Here is a 17,244-nt window from a genome sequence, read left to right as displayed (position 1 = left end):
GTGCTGACTGGCAGCTTTGTTGCATGTGCTTGCATTAGGCTGGAAAATCGTACTGGCTGAATCACCGCTTGGATAAAGGGCTAAGGTAAGCTTGCGCCTGCGTATGACATACACATTGAACGCTTCGAAGGCGTCTTCCTCCAGCAAATCCAAAGCCCGGGCAACCACTCCGCGCTATGGAGTGATTCGCTTCAGTCAGGAAGTTTTGCTGCTCATTGGCTTGCTGGCTCTGGTTTTCTGGCTCACAGCCATGCTGACCTATTCCCCGCAGGATGCCGCCTGGTCCACTTCTGGTGCCGGGCAAAGGCCGTTTGTTCAAAACTGGATGGGCCGCGTTGGTGCCTGGCTGGCAGATGCCTGCTATTTCGGCTTTGGCATGTCCATCTGGTGGCTGGTGCTGGCCTCGGTGCAGACCTGGATCACATCGCTGGTGCGCTGGATGCGTGGTGGCGTGAACAAAGATGGCTCACCAATAGCGCTGATGCCGCTGTGGCGTCGCCGCTTTCTGTTCTGGGGCGGTCTGGCTGTCTTGATGGTGGCCAGCTGTGCGCTGGAGTGGACTCGTCTTTATCGTTTTGAAAGCCTGCTGCCTGGCCCGGCTGGCGGCGTATTTGGCTACATGATGGGCTTCAATAGCCTCAAATGGCTGGGCTTTGCAGGCTCTGGCCTGATTGGCATCTGCCTGTTCGTGCTGGGTGCGGCCATGGTATTTGGCTTTTCATGGGGTTCTTTGGCCGAAGGTCTGGGCGCGCGCCTGGATGGTCTGGTGCAATTTGGCCGCGAGCGCCGCGAGATCGCCAAGGATGTTTCCGTCGGCAAAAAGGCAGCCCGCGAGCGCGAGGAAGTCGTGTTTGACCGCACTGACGGCGAAATTCGTCCCCCTGTACATCAGCCGGTGCAGATTATTGAGCCTGTGCTGCAAGAAGCGGCCCAGCCTAGCGCCCGTGTGGTGAAGGAGCGCCAGAAGCCGCTGTTCACAGATCACCCCGACAGCAAGCTGCCGCAGGTTGACTTGCTGGACGAGGCACCTCAGCGCCAGGAGTCAGTCTCTGCCGAGACGCTGGAGATGACCAGCCGCCTGATTGAAAAGCGTTTGAAAGACTTCGGCGTGGAAGTGCGGGTGGTTGCGGCCATGCCCGGTCCTGTAATTACGCGCTATGAAATTGAGCCCGCCACGGGCGTCAAGGGCTCGCAGATCGTCAACTTGGCCAAGGATCTCGCGCGTTCACTGTCGCTAGTGTCTGTGCGGGTGATTGAGACCATTCCGGGCAAGAACTTCATGGCGCTTGAGCTGCCCAATGCCAAGCGCCAGTCGATTCGCCTGTCTGAAGTGCTGGGCTCACAGGTCTATCACGATGCCAAGAGCATGCTGACCATGGGCTTGGGCAAAGACATCGTGGGCAACCCCGTGGTGGCTGATTTGGCCAAGATGCCCCACGTGCTGGTGGCGGGTACCACCGGCTCCGGCAAATCCGTGGGTATCAACGCCATGATTCTGTCTCTGCTTTACAAGGCCGAGGCCCGCGATGTGCGCTTGCTGATGATCGACCCCAAGATGCTGGAAATGTCGGTCTATGAAGGCATTCCCCACCTGCTGTGCCCTGTGGTGACGGATATGAAGCAGGCGGCCAATGGCTTGAACTGGTGCGTGGCCGAGATGGAACGCCGCTACAAGCTGATGAGCAAGCTGGGAGTGCGCAATCTGGCCGGCTACAACACCAAAATTGATGAGGCCAAGGCGCGTGAGGAATCGATTCCCAACCCGTTCAGTCTGACGCCTGAAGAGCCCGAGCCGCTGCAGCGCTTGCCGCATGTGGTCATCGTCATTGATGAGCTGGCCGACCTGATGATGGTAGTGGGCAAGAAAATTGAAGAGCTGATCGCCCGTCTGGCGCAGAAGGCGCGTGCTGCAGGCATTCACCTGATTCTGGCCACCCAGCGCCCCAGCGTGGATGTGATTACCGGTCTGATCAAGGCCAATATTCCCACGCGTATTGCCTTCCAGGTATCTAGCAAGATCGATAGCCGTACCGTGCTGGACCAGATGGGGGCCGAATCCTTGCTTGGCATGGGTGACATGCTCTACATGGCCAGCGGTACGGGCCAGCCGATTCGCGTGCATGGCGCTTTTGTGTCGGATGACGAGGTGCACCGCGTGGTCAGCTACCTCAAGGCGCAGGGCGATCCTGACTACATCGAAGGCATTCTGGAAGGCGGAACTGTCGATGGTGACGCAGAAGCGAGTGGCGAAGGCGGCGGTGGCGAGAAAGATGAACTCTATGACCAAGCTGTGGAAATTGTGCTGAAAGACCGCAAGGCCAGCATTTCCTACGTTCAGCGCAAACTTCGCATTGGGTACAACCGATCGGCCAACCTGCTGGAGCAGATGGAGCAGGCCGGACTGGTTAGCTCGCTGACCTCCAGTGGGCAGCGTGATGTGCTGGTGCCGAACCGGGATGCTTCCTGAGCACCGTTGCGGCTTCCCTTTGAGGGGAAACTGCGTCCTGAGGCGGCTCTTGCTTGGTGTCTCTCGCTAAGCCACTGCCTCAATGGATAAATTTTTGGAGAAAAGATGAAACGTCTTTTGACTGCAATTTTGATAGCTGCTGGCGCAAGCACAGCAATGGCTGATGGCTTGAAAAGCCTTGAGTCCTTTATGAAGAACGTCCGCGCAGGCAAGGCGGAGTTCACGCAGTCGGTGACGGCTCCTCCCAAGCAGGGGCAGGAGGCGCGCACCAAGATTTCCAGCGGTAGCTTTGAATTTCAGCGCCCCGGCAAGTTTCGTTTCAACTACGTCAAGCCGTTTGAGCAACTGATCGTGGCGGACGGCAAGACGCTGTGGCTGTATGACGCCGACCTGAATCAAGTCACAGAGCGCGCGCAGGCGCAGGCTCTGGGCAGCACGCCGGCGGCAATTTTGACTTCGGCCACGGATCTGAAGGCGCTCAAGGCAGACTTTGAGCTGAGCAACGAGCCCAATGGCGATGGTATGGAATGGGTGCTGGCCAGCCCCAAGCAAAAGGGCGGTCAGCTTAAAAGCGTGCGCATTGGCTTTACGCCCGAAGGGCAGCTGGCGGCGCTCAGCATTGAAGACAGCTTCGGCCAGCATTCGCTGATGAAGTTCCAGTCTTTGCAGACACAGGCTTCTTTGCCAGCATCGACCTTCCAGTTCAAAGCGCCTAAGGGTGCGGACGTGCTCAAGCAGTAAACATGGCTAGCCCTGGGTGGCGAGCGCAAAAAAGGCCTGCGGATTAATCTCCGCAGGCCTTTTTTATTGTTGAATCAGGCTGTGGCCCTTATATATAAGCGTAACGTGCTGCGCTTTTGATAGTGGCTGGGCCGGTTCAAGATGGAGCCATCAGGCGCGTTTGGCGCTCATGGCTTGTTTGCTGCCGGTGGCAAAGTCCAGCACGCCCGCAATGACTAGCACGCAGACAACGGGAGTGACCCAGCCCATGCCCATAGCGGCACCGGGCAGGCTGTTCAGCCATGCGGGGACTAGCAAATCAAAGTTGGCAGCCTTGGCTGCGTCGAACATGCCAAAGACCAGTGCGACGGCCATGACGGGGATGTAGACGCGCGATGGCTGGTTCCAGCGGTGCAGCAGGCTCAGGGCGATCAGGGCAATGGCCAGAGGGTACAGACCCACGAGCACAGGCACGGCCACGGCAATCAGCTGGGCCAGGCCTTGGTTGGCGACAACAGCGCTGAAGACGGACAGGCCGATGACCATGGCGCGGTAATTGATGCCGGTCAGCTCGCTGAAGAAGCTGCTGCATGCCGTGATCAGGCCGATCCCGGTCGTCAGGCAGGCCAGCATGATGACGATGGCCAGCAGCCACAGGCCTGCGGGGCCAAAGGTCTGCTGCACAAAAGCCGTGAGAATCTGCACACCGGTAGTGGCATTGGCTGCCAGATTGCTGTTGGTGGCACCCAGGTACATCAGTGATGCATAGACCAGACCCAGACACACGGCGGCAATGATGCCGGCGTAGATGCAGTAGCGGGTGTGCAGCTTGGTGTCATGCACGCCAGCCGCCTTGATGGCGTTGACGATGACGATGCCGAAGATCAGCGAAGCCAGCGCATCCATGGTCTGGTAGCCCTGCAAAAAGCCTTCGGAGAAGGCTGCAGCTTGCGTGGCATAGGCCGTGGTGCTGACACTGTAGCCGCCCACGGGGGCCAGCACGGCAGAGCCGCCGAGTACAGCCAGAGCCACAATCAGCACGGGGGTGATGATCTTGCCCACGTTGTCCATCAGCTTGCCGGGGAACAGCGACAGCAGCGCCACCATCACAAAATAGGTGATGGTGAAGGCCAGCAGCATGCCAGGTGTGTTGCCCACAAACGGAGCCAGGCCCATCTCAAACGAGACCGTGGCTGTGCGCGGCGTGGCGAACAGCGGGCCTATGGTGAGGTAAATGGCAACCGCCAGAACCAGACCGGCAATGCGGCCGATGGGGTGAGTCAGGGTGTCCAGACCACCGCCCACGCGGGCCAGAGCGATCACGCCAAGCAGTGGCAGGCCCACGCCGGTCAGCAAAAAGCCGGCCGATGCGCCCAGCAGGTTTTCACCCGCAGCCATGCCCACCATGGGGGGGAAGATGATGTTGCCTGCCCCGAGGAACAAGGCAAAGGTCATGAAGCCGAGGGCAAAAATGTCCCACGTCTTGAGTTTTTTCATACGCATAGGATCTGGCGCACGGTGCTTGCAGCAGCGCGCCCAGAGTCAGTTGGAATCAAGGAAAGTTGCGGATGCTTTCGATTGAGTGCTGGCTGACAGGCGGTAGCCGTATCAGTCTCAGGCATTGCCTGCCGAAGGTGGGGCAGCTGGCAATGAATCTAAACGCGCTGCCGCGCATGGCTGACCTGGCTTTTGGCAGGCAGAACAGGGGCAGTACCTCCATGAAGGCGAGGGGTGACCTCGTTAATGGAGAGATTTAATCCGTTAAAACGCTATTTTCTCTTATCAATAATTCTGATAGGAAATAAAGGTTAACGCAGGTGGCACTGGCTATGCAGGTAGCTGTGCCAAACAGCTCAGCCCCTTCGGCTGCGCGCAGGGCTGGCGCGTTGGATACTTGAGGGGTCATGGTCATGCACAACAACACTCATTCCTCGGCGGTTTCCCATCACTCGGCGGTTTCCCATCAGCCACTGGCAGAACGTCTGCGCCCGCGCACGCTGGGCGAGGTGGTCGGTCAGCAACAAGTGCTGGGTGAGGGCATGCCGCTGCGCCTGGCGTTTGAGTCGGGTCGCCCGCACAGCTGCATTCTCTGGGGCCCGCCCGGCGTGGGTAAGACCACGATTGCCCGCCTGATGGCCGATTCGTTTGATGCGCAGTTCATCTCCATCAGCGCTGTGCTGGGCGGCGTCAAGGACATTCGCGAAGCCGTGGAGCAGGCGCAGCTGGCGCGCGACGGGCTGATGCAGCAGCGCACCATCGTGTTTGTGGACGAGGTGCACCGCTTCAATAAAAGCCAGCAGGATGCGTTTTTGCCTCATGTGGAAAGCGGCCTGTTCACCTTTATCGGCGCGACGACGGAGAACCCGTCGTTTGAAGTTAACTCGGCGTTGCTCTCACGTGCGGCGGTCTATGTGCTGGAGTCGCTGGCGGAAGCAGATTTAAAGCAAATAGTGGCTAAAGCGCAGGCCATAAAAGCGCTTCCAGCTATCGAAAACGAAGCGATTGAACGCCTGATCGCTTATGCCGACGGTGATGCACGCCGTTTGCTGAACACGCTGGAGACTCTATCCATCACGGCTGAGCAGGCCAAGGTGGAAACGATTACCGATGTCTGGCTGCTCAAGGTGCTGGGAGAGCGCATGCGCCGTTACGACAAAGGCGGCGAGCAGTTCTACGACACCATCAGCGCGCTGCACAAATCCGTGCGCGGCTCTGACCCGGATGCCGCACTGTATTGGTTCACTCGCATGCTGGATGGCGGTGCAGACCCGCGCTATCTGGCGCGCCGCATTGTGCGCATGGCCTGGGAAGATATTGGTTTGGCCGATCCGCGCGCCATGCAGATGTGCAATGACGCAGCGGCGACGTACGAGCGCCTGGGCAGTCCCGAGGGCGAACTGGCGCTGGCGCAGGCGGTGATCTATTTGGCCGTGGCTCCCAAGAGCAACGCGGGCTACATGGCCTACAACAAGGCCAAGGCCTTTGTGAAGGCCGACGCCACGCGCCCTGTGCCCCTGCATTTGCGCAACGCACCGACCAAGCTGATGAAGCAGCTGGACTATGGCAAGGACTACCGCTACGCGCACAGCGAAGAAGGCGGTTTTGCGGCCGGCGAGAGCTATCTGCCCGATGGCATGGAAGACCCCGGCTTTTACCAGCCGGTACCGCGCGGGCTGGAAATCAAGATTGGCCAGAAGCTGGAGCAACTGCGCGAGCTGAATGAGGCGGCGCGTGCTGGCAAGCCGCAGCAGGAACCTGAGCCTGAGCTGTAACTTCGTCAAGCGCTGCCCGTAGGCCATTTGCTCAGTGTTGCAAGACGGTGACTAGTGGAATGCGGCACTCTTACTGATGCTTTTGGCTTTTATCGCTATTTGTGCCGCTTGATGCTGACTAAGTGTCTGAATTTATTGAACTTGCGTGGCCGATAACTTTTTGCGCTGCGGCATCAACAGCCTCTGCCACGGGAAACCCCCGCCCTCTGGCATGAAAACTGCTCCCTAGAATCGATTCACTCTTTTGCGACAAGCGGCTCACAAAGCGGCGGACTGCAAAAGAGGAACCATGGCATTGCTGGCTCCGTCGTTCGGGATGAGAGGCTCGCTGTGTCTCCGTCTTGGGTCGAGAGAAGGGGAGCGCGCTTATGGATATCTTGCTGCAACAGATCATCAATGGTCTGGTGTTGGGCAGCATGTACGCCTTGATAGCCTTGGGCTACACCATGGTGTACGGCATCATTCAGCTGATTAACTTTGCCCACGGTGAAGTGCTGATGGTGGGAGCTTTAACTAGTTGGAGCTGCATCGGTCTGATGCAGGAAGCCATGCCTTATCTGCCGGGCTGGCTCATGCTTTTGATATCCGCCATCATTGCCTGCGTGGTGGCTGCATCGCTGAACTTCGTGATCGAAAAAGTGGCCTACCGCCCGCTGCGCAGCAGCCCGCGCCTTGCGCCGCTGATTACGGCCATTGGCGTCTCCATCCTGCTGCAGACGCTGGCCATGATCATCTGGAAGCCTAACTACAAGGCTTACCCCACATTGCTTTCCAGCACGCCTTATGAAATTGGCACAGCGGTGATTACGCCCACGCAGATTCTGGTGCTGGTGGTCACGGCTCTGGCACTGGCTACGCTGATGTACTTGGTGAACTACACAAAGCTGGGCCGCGCCATGCGCGCCACGGCCGAGAACCCGCGTGTGGCTTCGCTGATGGGTGTGAAGCCGGACATGGTGATCTCTGCCACCTTCATCATCGGTGCGGTGCTGGCGGCCATTGCAGGTATTTTGTATGCCTCCAACTATGGCACGGCGCACCACACCATGGGCTTCTTGCCGGGTCTGAAGGCGTTTACGGCAGCGGTATTTGGCGGTATCGGCAACTTGGCCGGTGCGGTGGTTGGTGGCCTGCTGCTGGGGCTGATTGAGTCCATAGGCTCGGGCTATATCGGCGATCTGACGGGCGGGGTTCTGGGTAGCCAGTACACCGACATCTTTGCCTTCGTCGTGCTCATCATCATCCTGACGCTGCGTCCTTCGGGTCTGCTGGGTGAGCGTGTGGCTGATCGAGCCTGAGGATTACCCATGAAAAACAAAAAGATACTTTCCTGGGTTTTAGGTGGCATTGGCCTGCTGGTGTTGCCATTCATCCTGCAGTACTTTGGCAACGCATGGGTGCGTATTGCCGATTTGGCCCTGCTTTACGTGATGTTGGCGCTGGGCCTGAACATCGTGGTGGGCTACGCCGGTCTGCTGGACTTGGGCTATGTGGCCTTCTATGCCGTGGGCGCGTATATGTTTGCGCTGATGGCATCGCCTCATCTGGCTGAGACTTTTGAGGGGTTCGCGGCCATGTTCCCGGACGGGCTGCACACCTCTATCTGGCTGGTTATTCCGCTAGGCATGCTGATTGCAGCGTGTGCAGGGGTGTTGCTGGGGCTGCCAGTGCTGCGGCTGCGCGGGGACTATCTGGCCATCGTGACGCTGGGCTTTGGCGAGATCATCCGCATCTTCGTGAACAACCTGGATCAGCCCGTCAACATCACCAATGGCCCCAAAGGCATTGGTCAGATCGACTCGGTCAAGGTCTTTGGCTTTGACCTGGCCAAGCGCCACGAGTTTTTTGGTTTTGATGTGGCATCGGTCACGATGTACTACTACCTGTTTCTGGTGCTGGTGCTGTTCACGGTGCTGATTTGCTACCGCCTGCAGGACTCGCGTATTGGCCGTGCCTGGATGGCGATTCGTGAAGATGAAATCGCCGCCAAGGCCATGGGTATCAATGTGCGCAACATGAAGCTGCTGGCCTTTGGCATGGGCGCATCGTTTGGCGGTGTGTCCGGGGCCATGTTCGCTGCTTTTCAGGGCTTCGTCTCGCCAGAGTCGTTCAGCCTTATGGAGTCCGTCATGATCGTCGCCATGGTGGTTCTCGGTGGTCTGGGCCATATCCCCGGCGTGATTTTGGGGGCGGTTCTGCTCTCGGCCTTGCCCGAGGCGCTGCGCTATGTGGCTGGCCCTCTGCAGGAGATGACGGGCGGGCGGCTAGACGCCTCCATCCTGCGCCAGTTGCTGATTGCGCTGGCCATGATCGTCATCATGCTCATGCGTCCACGCGGGCTGTGGCCCACGCCAGAGCGCGCCAAAAACCTGGACCATGTGTCCTGATGACAGTGAAGACAAGGAATGTGAACTGATATGGCAGAGAACACGACTTCCACGGTCCTCAACGTCTCGGGCATCTCCAAGCGCTTTGGCGGCTTGCAGGCACTGTCCGACGTCAACATGAAGATAGAGCGGGGGCAGGTCTATGGCCTGATTGGCCCCAATGGTGCAGGTAAGACGACTTTTTTCAACGTCATCACCGGTCTGTATACGCCAGATACCGGCAAGTTTGAGCTGGCTGGCAAGCCCTACGAACCTACGGCCGTGCACAAGGTGGCAAGAGCGGGAATTGCCCGAACCTTCCAGAACATTCGCCTGTTTGCCGAAATGACGGCGCTTGAGAATGTGATGGTGGGCCGCCATGTACGCACACATTCAGGCTTGCTGGGGGCAGTGTTTCGTACCAAGGGCTTCAAGGCCGAGGAAGCTGCGATTCGCCAGCGGGCGCGAGAGCTGCTCGACTATGTGGGCATTGGAAAATATGCTGACTTCAAGGCCCGTACGCTGTCGTATGGCGATCAGCGCCGGCTGGAAATTGCCCGAGCGCTGGCCACCGATCCGCAGTTGATCGCGCTAGATGAACCAGCCGCTGGCATGAATGCCACGGAGAAGGTGCAACTGCGCGAGCTGATTGACCGCATCCGCAATGACCAGCGCACTATTTTGCTGATTGAGCACGATGTCAAGCTGGTCATGGGCCTGTGCGATCGCGTGACAGTGCTGGACTACGGCAAACCCATTGCCGAAGGCACGCCCGCCGAAGTGCAAAAGAACGAAAAAGTGATTGAAGCCTATCTGGGCACCGGAGGCCATTGAATATGCAGGAACAAGTGCTGGAACAAGCTCAGGTGGTCAAATCCGCAGCGCCGGCGCTGCTGGAGGTGCGCGGGCTCAAGGTGGGCTACGGCGGTATTCAGGCCGTCAAAGGGGTGGATTTTGTCGTGCATCAGGGCGAACTGGTGTCACTGATTGGCTCCAATGGTGCGGGCAAGACCACCACCATGAAAGCCGTTACACGTGGCCTGCCTATTGCAGATGGAGAAATTCTGTATCTGGGCAAAAGCATCAAGGGCAAAGGTGCCTGGGACCTGGTGGCTGAAGGCCTGGTCATGGTGCCCGAAGGGCGCGGCGTGTTTGCACGCATGACGATCACGGAAAACCTGCTTATGGGTGCCTACACGCGCAATGACAAGGCCGGTATTCAGGCCGATATTGAGCGCATGTTTGGCATCTTCCCGCGTCTTAGAGAGCGCAAAGATCAGCTGGCGGGAACGATGTCTGGTGGTGAGCAGCAAATGCTGGCCATGGCGCGTGCCTTGATGAGTCAGCCCAAGGTGCTGCTGCTGGATGAGCCATCCATGGGCCTGTCTCCCATCATGGTGGACAAGATTTTTGAGGTGGTCAGCGATGTTTATGCTCTGGGCGTCACCATGATGCTGGTGGAGCAAAATGCCAGCCGTGCGCTGGCGCTGGCTGACCGGGGTTATGTGATGGAGTCTGGAATCATCACCATGACGGGCCCAGGGCAGACTTTGCTCAAGGATCCGCGTGTGCGCGCCGCCTATCTGGGCGAGTAGATCCTCATTAGGGTATTCGAGAGGTTGAGAATGGCTTTAGGGCAGCTCGTTTCGAGCATGCTCTGGAGTCTCAATTTCCTGCGCAAATCCCCGTAATCTGAACAAGATGACAAATAAATGACGTTTTTTTGGGTTTTTTGAATGTTTTTTTTATTTCCTTTTGGTTCTTTTAAATTCTTTTCTATGCCTTTAAGAAATTTGCTTATTACAAAAAGAAATTTTTAGAACTTATTCGCGTGATTTTTTTGCTGCCATTTCATATCGAGCGCTTTACGCACTTTTGATTGAGATAAATCTCTTTCTCAGCATGAACTGCTGCGCTTTATCAGTATTTTGTGAGAAAAACACAGTGTGTTTTATTTTTCGTGGCCCTTGAAGGGCTGTCTTGTTTGCGCGCTGAAACGCACAAGGACTCAAGAGTAAACTTCGCCCCGTTTAAGCCGGGAACCATGCTCTTTTGCTGTGAGTCGCCTGGTTTCTTTTCCCCGGTAAGGAGCATTCATGCTATTTGGCAAGCTATTGCCGCGAGAAGGCAATTTTTTCGAGATGTTCAATCAGCATGCAGACCGCATTGTTGAAGCAGCTCATGCTTTCTCGCAACTCGTTGCAAATTACAACGACCCCCATCTGCGCGAAAAATACAACGCAGACGTCGATAACGCCGAGCGCGCCGCTGACCGCATCACTCATGATGTGACCAAGTTGCTGCACAAGACGTTCATCACCCCGCTGGATCGCGAGCACATTCACTCGCTGATCAACACCATGGATGACGTGGCTGACCTGATTCAGGACTCGGCCGAGACCATGGCTCTGTACGACGTGCGTCACATGACGGAAGAAATCACACGTCTGACCGACCTGTGTGTGCGTTGCTGTGAGCGGGTGCGTGATGCCGTCAAGTTGCTGGATCGCCTCTCGGACCCCTCCATCGTGGATGCCACGAGCAAGACCTGCGACGAGATTGATCGTCTGGAAAGCGACGCTGACCGCGTGATGCGAGCCGCCATGAGCAAGCTCTTCCGTGAAGAGCCCGATGTTCGTGAAGTGATCAAGCTCAAGGCTATTTACGAGCTGCTGGAAACCGTTACAGATCGCTGCGAAGACGTGGCCAATCTGATCGAGGGCATCGTCCTCGAGAATTCCTGATTCTCGCTGGAGCCCGATCATGGAACCGGTACAGGCAGCCCTCTGGGTTGTGATTTTGCTGGTGGTGCTTGCGTTGCTGTTCGACTTTATGAACGGCTTTCACGACGCTGCCAATTCCATCGCCACCGTAGTCTCTACGGGGGTGCTCAAGCCCGCTCAGGCGGTGATTTTCGCTGCTTTCTTCAACGTGGTGGCGGTTTTTGTCTTCCATCTGAGCGTGGCAGCCACTGTGGGCAAAGGCATTGTTCAGCCGGGTATTGTGGATACGCACGTCGTGTTCGGTGCCCTGGTTGGTGCCATTTCCTGGAACGTCATCACCTGGATCTACGGTATTCCCAGTAGCTCTTCGCACGCCCTGATTGGCGGCATTGTGGGTGCTGTTATGGCCAAGGCTGGTGCCGGTGCACTGATTGCCAGCGGTATCTGGAAGACCGTGGCCTTCATCTTTGTGTCTCCCGTGCTGGGCTTCCTGCTGGGTTCGCTGATGATGGTGCTGGTGGCCTGGATTTTTCGCCGCGCAAGCCCCAATCGCGTGGATAAGTGGTTCCGCCGTTTGCAATTGGTTTCTGCCGGCGCTTACAGCTTGGGTCATGGTGGTAACGATGCTCAAAAGACCATCGGTATCATCTGGCTGCTGCTGATTGCAACGGGTTACACCAATGCCGCTGACGCATCGCCACCGACGTGGACTATTGTGAGTTGCTACTTGGCGATTGGTATGGGCACCATGTTTGGTGGCTGGCGCATCGTGAAGACCATGGGTCAGAAGATCACCAAGCTCAAGCCTGTTGGCGGCTTCTGTGCTGAATCCGGTGGCGCTTTGACGCTGTTCTTCGCAACCTTCCTGGGCGTACCTGTCTCGACCACACACACCATCACTGGTGCGATTGTGGGCGTGGGTTCTACCCAGCGAGCCAGCGCAGTGCGCTGGGGCGTTGCTGGCAATATCGTCTGGGCCTGGGTTCTGACGATTCCAGCTAGTGCCTTTGTGGCTTCTATTGCTTATTGGGTCAGCCTGCAGCTGTATTAATTTGCTACTTGATTCATAGCTGCTAGTGCATATGAATCAAAGGTTAGATGAAAAAAAGGCTTCGCATTGCGAAGCCTTTTTTATGCCTGAATTAGGGATCAGGCGACATGTTTCTGTAGCCCAAACAATGCAGGGTTTTGCAGCAGTGACTTGATTTGAACAACCGGCACCGGGGCGCTGAACAGATAGCCCATGAAGTGCTCGCAACCATGCTGCGCCAGCAGGGCGCGTTGCTCAAGGGTTTCAATACCCGCACCTACCACAGCGATTTTTTGGCGGCCAGCCAGTGCAATTGCTGCTTGAACCGCGGCTTCGCTGGCATTGTTGGGGCCGAGGCGCTGAACCAGTGAATGTGCGAGCTTGAGCTGGCACAAAGGCAATTGGCGCAGCACCTCGGGTGTGCTTGAGCCGCTGCCAAAGTCATCCAGCGACAGACGAAGGCCAATGGCGCTGAGGCGGCTCAAGGCTTGAATGATGTCTGCATTGACGGGGTTCAGGGTTTTGGTTGAAAGCTCCAGCATGAGCAGGGCGGGGTTGGCACCCGTGTGCGCAATGATGCTCTCGACTTGCTCAGCCAGATCCGCATGTTGCAGTTGCTTGGCGCTGATGTTGACGCAGACGGTTTGATTACTCAGTTGTGGGTCGTTCTTCCATTGGGCCAGTTGCTCGCAAGCGGCTTGAATGCTCCAGCGGCCCAGTGGAACAATGATGTCGGTTTCTTCTGCAATTGACAAAAAGATGCTGGGCGGCACCAGACCACGGCTAGGGTGGCGCCAGCGCAGCAATGCTTCGAGTCCACTAACGTCGCCACGGGTGGAGTACTGGGGCTGGTAGTGAAGCTCAAACTGACCCAGACGCAGTGCCTCACGCAGACCTTGTTCCATGCGGGATCGATCTACGGGCTGAATTTTCTGCTCGGGGCTGAAGAAATGCAGCCCTGGGGCTTCCTCGTCGCGCAGGCGGTACATAGCAGTTTCAGCTTGCTGCAGCAGCTCGGTGGCCGAGCGCGAGTGAGGCCCGAACAAGGTGGCTCCAATATTCGCCTCCAGCGTCACGGTCTGGTTGTTGAGCTTGTAGCTGGTGTTCAGGCTTTCCTGAAGGCGCTCTCCAAGCCGCTCGACCAGCAGGTTGGCCAGTTCAATATCTGGGGACAGATCAGACACCATGACGACAAAGTGCTTGGCATCCATGCGAGCCACGGTATCGCAGGAGCGCACGCAGCTGAGCAGGCGCTGTGCAATGTCTGACGCCAGGTGTGCATGGGCCTCATTGACATTCAGGCGGGTAAAGCCCTTGGCGGGCTCCATGTCGATGGTTAGCAGGGCGCCACGCCAGCCTGTGCGCTCAGACTGGATCATGGATTGCGACAGACGATCCAGCAGCAGGCGGCGGTTGGGCAGGTTGGTCAGAACATCAAAGAATGCGAGGCTTTCCCCGTCGCCTTCATCGGCAACCAGTTCCTTGCAGGCCAGCACGGTGTAATTGGCCGAAAGAGCGTGAGCCGACAGGCTGACCTTGCGCCTATTGGGTAGTTGAATCTGGGCACTGGTTTGTTGGCGCGTGATCAACGACAGCTGGCTTTCGGCAATGCTGTTCAGAGCTGGCGCAGATGTGTTTGATGCAGATGCCGCAGCAGATTGCAGTACCGTCTGCAGCGTTGCGCCGACCTTGAGAGCCGGTGCAAGCCAGGGAAAGAGGCGCAGGTAACCATCATTCCACCGCTGAGCCCGGTTTTGCGCATCCAGCAGCACATAACCGCTACTAGTCTGTTCAAGAATGCGGAAAAGCTGCTCTCCGTACACGCCCACCAGACTGGTGGCGGCCGGGAAGGGGCTTTGCCCATGTACTTCGGATTTGACAGACTTGTCGGCAGGTACAGACATAAAACCTCATCAGGCAAGTGCAGCGAGAACGCCTAAGGATCCAGAGTCTGTGAGAGGCGAAGTCGTTGCAAGATGTTCTTCAGATTTGCATTGTGGGTTCTGTCGATTGTTAGCGAAGCGTTTTAAGTCTCTTAAACCTGAAATTAGACTTTTGCTTACAAAAAATGCATTTTGAAAATAAGGTTTGATAAGTTCAACCTTTGGTTTGAAGACGCTGAATCAGCCTCATTGCGATATTTTTCGCGCCTCTTGTACCTGATATTCAAAATAATGCTGAAAGCTGTAGGCAATGCTGGCCATCAGCACGGTGGCGCCAAACATCAACGACAGTGCAATGGCGAAAATCGTGGTCCATTGGGTTCTCCCCGCAGGTGCATCAGAGGCTGCGCCGGGGTTGAAATGGGCATTCCAGGCCTGTTTGTCCATCAGCCCATACAGAATGGCGCGTAGTGCGCACCCGGCGATGGTGAAGCCCAGCATGGGGATGAGAATCCAGCTCAGCTGGTCGTCCTGGCCAAGCTGCTGGACCCGCTCAATGCCGTAAATACCCAGTGCGGTAGGGATGGGCAAAAGCCAGCCCAGCCAATCCCCCAGGCCGTGGAGGTAGAAGCGGTGCAAGCCCAGTGGGCCGCCCAGAAATGCCAGCCAAGCGGCGACAGTCTTGTTCTTGGCGCGAGAGGTGGAGGCCGTAGTGGACGCAATAGGGTTCATGGCTGGGAGCAGAAGCTGAAAGCGAGAGGACCAGTCCATTATTCCCGCCATGCCGCTCTTTGGGCACAGGGCAAGTGCGGTCTAATTGGCGATAGACCTTTGCAATGCAGCTGTTCATTTGTCGGGCTGTAGGCATCGTGGATAGAAATCGATATAATTTCCGGTTTTACGGCGTGTCGCTGGCCGGGTGGTCATGTCGCGTGTCTCAAACGCTGTAAGAAAACCTGCGCAGCTGGTCAAATTTTTGATGGCACTGGCTGTAACCACCCGAAGGAAACATCATGGTTGTTATTCGTCTCTCCCGCGGCGGCTCTAAAGCTCGTCCTTTCTACAACGTAGTTGTTGCTGACAAGCGCGTTCGCCGCGACGGTGCCTTCATCGAACGTCTGGGTTTCTACAACCCTAGCGCTCGTGGCGCCGAAGAAGGCCTGCGTCTGGCTCTGGACCGCGTTGCTTACTGGAAGAGCGTTGGTGCTCAAGCTTCTGAAACGGCTGAACGCCTGATCAAGGAAGCTACCAAGAAGGTTGCTGCCTAATTTTTAGGTGGCTGCTTTTTTAAGCGCCTTATCAAAGCGGGTTCCGTTGGCTTGCCTGACGGGACCCGTTTTCTATTGAATTTCTGAAATCTCTCTTCCGCTGATTCCCATGAGCCACATGCCTCTTCTTCAAGCTACGAGCTTGCCTGCTGATGCCGTTGAAGTCGGTCGCATTGCCGATGCCTGGGGAATCAAGGGCTGGTTCAAAGTCCACGCGTTCAGCAGCGCTCCTGATGCACTGTTTGCCGCCAAGAACTGGTTCTTGCTGCCCTCGGAAAAGGGCGCCAAGCAGTTCACGGGGACTGTGGTCTTGCCAGTCAAGCAGGCGCGTTTTCACTCCGATACTGTGGTGGCGACCTCGCCTGAAGTGGCAGACCGTAACGCGGCTGAAGCCTTGCGCGGTGCTCGCATCTTTGTAGCGCGTGAGCATTTCCCCAAGACCGATGACGGCGAGTTTTACTGGGTCGACTTGCTGGGCCTGTCCGTAGTCAACCGCGAAGGTGTGGCTCTGGGCGTTGTCACGGATCTGATGTCGACTGGCCCGCAGACTGTGCTGGTGCTGGGCTATGAAGTTGAAGGCAAGGAGCAGGAGCGCCTGATTCCTTTTGTTGACGCCTATGTGGACTCGGTCGATCTGGCCACGAAGCTCATCGTCGCCGACTGGCAGTCTGATTATTGAATTTGAATGCGCAAGCACTATCAATTAGATAGCTGCTTGCATTTTGTAAATAATGCGTTTCGACATCATTACCCTGTTCCCTGAGTTGTTTGCCCCATTTCTGGAGAGCGGGGTGACTCGCCGCGCTTATAGCTCTGGTCAGGTCGCAGTGCATTTGTGGAACCCTCGCGATTGGGCCGAAGGTAATTACCGCCGCGTTGATGATCGCCCCTTTGGCGGCGGCCCCGGCATGGTGATGATGGCCGAGCCCTTACAGCTGTGCCTGAATGCGATTCGCGAAGCCCGTATCGAGGCTGATGCGCAAGAGCAGGCCGAGCCCGTACCCGTGGTTTTGTTTTCGCCCATTGGCACCACGCTCAAGCATGCGGTGGTGGCTGAGTGGGCTGAAAGCCGTGGTGCAGTGCTGCTTTGCGGGCGCTATGAAGGTATTGACCAGCGATTTATCGATACCTATGTCACGCACCAGCTGAGTCTGGGTGACTTTGTGCTCTCCGGTGGCGAGCTGGCGGCCATGGTGCTGCTGGACTCCCTGGCGCGATTGCAGCCAGGTGTGCTTAACGACGAAGGCAGCTTTCAGCAAGACAGCTTCAACCCCGCGCTGGATGGTTTGCTTGACTGCCCGCACTACACCCGCCCTGAAGTCTGGAATGGGCAGGATGTGCCGCCTGAGCTGTTGTCTGGCCACCACGCCAATATTGAACGTTGGCGCCGTGATCAGCGCCTGCGTATTACGGCGCAGCACCGCCCTGAGTTGATTGAGCAAGCCCGAAAACAGGGCCTTCTCAATGCCAAGGACGAAGGGTTTTTGGCAAAAACAGCTCCCAAGCTATAATCTG

Annotated in this window: 15 protein-coding genes; 12 read left to right on the top strand and 3 right to left on the bottom strand. The window is 57.0% G+C overall.

From position 1 onward, the window contains the following. Positions 1-103 precede the first annotated feature (103 nt). The gene (locus tag CLU84_RS16160) at positions 104-2,467 is read left to right on the top strand and encodes a DNA translocase FtsK (protein WP_099738361.1); all 2,364 of its coding nucleotides are present in this window, start codon (positions 104-106) and stop codon (positions 2,465-2,467) included. A gap of 105 nt (positions 2,468-2,572) precedes the next feature. Further along, positions 2,573-3,208: an outer membrane lipoprotein chaperone LolA gene (gene lolA / locus CLU84_RS16155; protein WP_099738359.1), complete on the top strand. Its 636-nt coding sequence runs from the start codon at positions 2,573-2,575 to the stop codon at positions 3,206-3,208. 150 nt (positions 3,209-3,358) lie between these two features. Here the strand turns inward: lolA and brnQ are convergent, their stop codons facing one another. Continuing rightward, complete coding sequence (gene brnQ / locus CLU84_RS16150) at positions 3,359-4,684, bottom strand: branched-chain amino acid transport system II carrier protein (RefSeq protein ID WP_099738357.1); 1,326 nt, start codon at positions 4,682-4,684, stop codon at positions 3,359-3,361. 407 nt (positions 4,685-5,091) lie between these two features. Between brnQ and CLU84_RS16140 the strand changes: the two genes are divergently transcribed. The 7 genes from CLU84_RS16140 (at position 5,092) to CLU84_RS16110 (ending at position 12,599) form a co-directional block, all read left to right on the top strand. Beyond that, entirely contained in the window at positions 5,092-6,459 is a 1,368-nt protein-coding gene (locus CLU84_RS16140) for a replication-associated recombination protein A (RefSeq protein ID WP_099738353.1), read from the top strand. Between the two features lie 368 nt (positions 6,460-6,827). Then, positions 6,828-7,757, top strand: coding sequence for a branched-chain amino acid ABC transporter permease (locus tag CLU84_RS16135; protein ID WP_099738351.1), 930 nt, complete (start codon positions 6,828-6,830; stop codon positions 7,755-7,757). A 9-nt stretch (positions 7,758-7,766) separates the two neighbouring features. Then, positions 7,767-8,846, top strand: coding sequence for an ABC transporter ATP-binding protein (locus CLU84_RS16130; RefSeq protein WP_099738349.1), 1,080 nt, complete (start codon positions 7,767-7,769; stop codon positions 8,844-8,846). 30 nt (positions 8,847-8,876) lie between these two features. Then, positions 8,877-9,659 (top strand): ABC transporter ATP-binding protein, encoded by a 783-nt coding sequence (locus tag CLU84_RS16125; protein ID WP_099738347.1) that lies wholly within the window; start codon positions 8,877-8,879, stop codon positions 9,657-9,659. Between the two features lie 2 nt (positions 9,660-9,661). After that, on the top strand, positions 9,662-10,420 hold the full coding sequence (locus tag CLU84_RS16120; RefSeq protein ID WP_099738346.1) for an ABC transporter ATP-binding protein: 759 nt from the start codon (positions 9,662-9,664) through the stop codon (positions 10,418-10,420). Positions 10,421-10,921: 501 nt separating this feature from the next. Further along, complete coding sequence (locus tag CLU84_RS16115; RefSeq protein WP_099738344.1) at positions 10,922-11,569, top strand: DUF47 domain-containing protein; 648 nt, start codon at positions 10,922-10,924, stop codon at positions 11,567-11,569. A 19-nt stretch (positions 11,570-11,588) separates the two neighbouring features. After that, on the top strand, positions 11,589-12,599 hold the full coding sequence (locus CLU84_RS16110; protein ID WP_099738342.1) for an inorganic phosphate transporter: 1,011 nt from the start codon (positions 11,589-11,591) through the stop codon (positions 12,597-12,599). Between the two features lie 98 nt (positions 12,600-12,697). Here CLU84_RS16110 and CLU84_RS16105 read toward each other — a convergent pair whose 3' ends face one another. Together CLU84_RS16105 and CLU84_RS16100 are read right to left on the bottom strand one after the other, a co-directional pair. Next, positions 12,698-14,482 carry a bifunctional diguanylate cyclase/phosphodiesterase gene (locus CLU84_RS16105; protein ID WP_099738340.1) on the bottom strand — a complete coding sequence of 595 codons (1,785 nt, stop codon included), beginning with the start codon at positions 14,480-14,482 and terminating at the stop codon, positions 12,698-12,700. Between the two features lie 225 nt (positions 14,483-14,707). Beyond that, on the bottom strand, positions 14,708-15,193 hold the full coding sequence (locus CLU84_RS16100; RefSeq protein ID WP_099738338.1) for an NINE protein: 486 nt from the start codon (positions 15,191-15,193) through the stop codon (positions 14,708-14,710). 281 nt (positions 15,194-15,474) lie between these two features. Between CLU84_RS16100 and rpsP the strand changes: the two genes are divergently transcribed. From rpsP to trmD, 3 genes are all read left to right on the top strand, one after another. Then, entirely contained in the window at positions 15,475-15,729 is a 255-nt protein-coding gene (gene rpsP / locus CLU84_RS16095; protein ID WP_099738336.1) for a 30S ribosomal protein S16, read from the top strand. Positions 15,730-15,838: 109 nt separating this feature from the next. After that, positions 15,839-16,408, top strand: coding sequence for a ribosome maturation factor RimM (rimM, locus tag CLU84_RS16090; protein ID WP_099738335.1), 570 nt, complete (start codon positions 15,839-15,841; stop codon positions 16,406-16,408). 52 nt (positions 16,409-16,460) lie between these two features. Next, positions 16,461-17,240 (top strand): tRNA (guanosine(37)-N1)-methyltransferase TrmD, encoded by a 780-nt coding sequence (gene trmD / locus CLU84_RS16085; protein WP_099738333.1) that lies wholly within the window; start codon positions 16,461-16,463, stop codon positions 17,238-17,240. The last annotated feature ends 4 nt before the right edge of the window (positions 17,241-17,244 follow it).

Origin of the sequence: Comamonas sp. 26, assembly GCF_002754475.1 — a bacterium.
Classification (GTDB): domain Bacteria; phylum Pseudomonadota; class Gammaproteobacteria; order Burkholderiales; family Burkholderiaceae_C; genus Comamonas.
This window is presented reverse-complemented; position numbering and strand designations above follow the sequence as displayed.

Bases quoted from the DNA above. Each gene is read 5' to 3' on its own strand.
- CLU84_RS16160 (WP_099738361.1), top strand. From the start codon at position 104: ATGACATACACATTGAACGCTTCGAAGGCGTCTTCCTCCAGCAAATCC.
- rpsP (WP_099738336.1), top strand. From the start codon at position 15,475: ATGGTTGTTATTCGTCTCTCCCGCGGCGGCTCTAAAGCTCGTCCTTTC.
- CLU84_RS16130 (WP_099738349.1), top strand. From the start codon at position 7,767: ATGAAAAACAAAAAGATACTTTCCTGGGTTTTAGGTGGCATTGGCCTG.
- trmD (WP_099738333.1), top strand. From the start codon at position 16,461: ATGCGTTTCGACATCATTACCCTGTTCCCTGAGTTGTTTGCCCCATTT.
- CLU84_RS16140 (WP_099738353.1), top strand. From the start codon at position 5,092: ATGGTCATGCACAACAACACTCATTCCTCGGCGGTTTCCCATCACTCG.
- CLU84_RS16110 (WP_099738342.1), top strand. From the start codon at position 11,589: ATGGAACCGGTACAGGCAGCCCTCTGGGTTGTGATTTTGCTGGTGGTG.
- CLU84_RS16125 (WP_099738347.1), top strand. From the start codon at position 8,877: ATGGCAGAGAACACGACTTCCACGGTCCTCAACGTCTCGGGCATCTCC.
- CLU84_RS16100 (WP_099738338.1), bottom strand. From the start codon at position 15,193: ATGAACCCTATTGCGTCCACTACGGCCTCCACCTCTCGCGCCAAGAAC.
- CLU84_RS16105 (WP_099738340.1), bottom strand. From the start codon at position 14,482: ATGTCTGTACCTGCCGACAAGTCTGTCAAATCCGAAGTACATGGGCAA.
- CLU84_RS16120 (WP_099738346.1), top strand. From the start codon at position 9,662: ATGCAGGAACAAGTGCTGGAACAAGCTCAGGTGGTCAAATCCGCAGCG.
- CLU84_RS16115 (WP_099738344.1), top strand. From the start codon at position 10,922: ATGCTATTTGGCAAGCTATTGCCGCGAGAAGGCAATTTTTTCGAGATG.
- rimM (WP_099738335.1), top strand. From the start codon at position 15,839: ATGAGCCACATGCCTCTTCTTCAAGCTACGAGCTTGCCTGCTGATGCC.
- brnQ (WP_099738357.1), bottom strand. From the start codon at position 4,684: ATGAAAAAACTCAAGACGTGGGACATTTTTGCCCTCGGCTTCATGACC.
- CLU84_RS16135 (WP_099738351.1), top strand. From the start codon at position 6,828: ATGGATATCTTGCTGCAACAGATCATCAATGGTCTGGTGTTGGGCAGC.
- lolA (WP_099738359.1), top strand. From the start codon at position 2,573: ATGAAACGTCTTTTGACTGCAATTTTGATAGCTGCTGGCGCAAGCACA.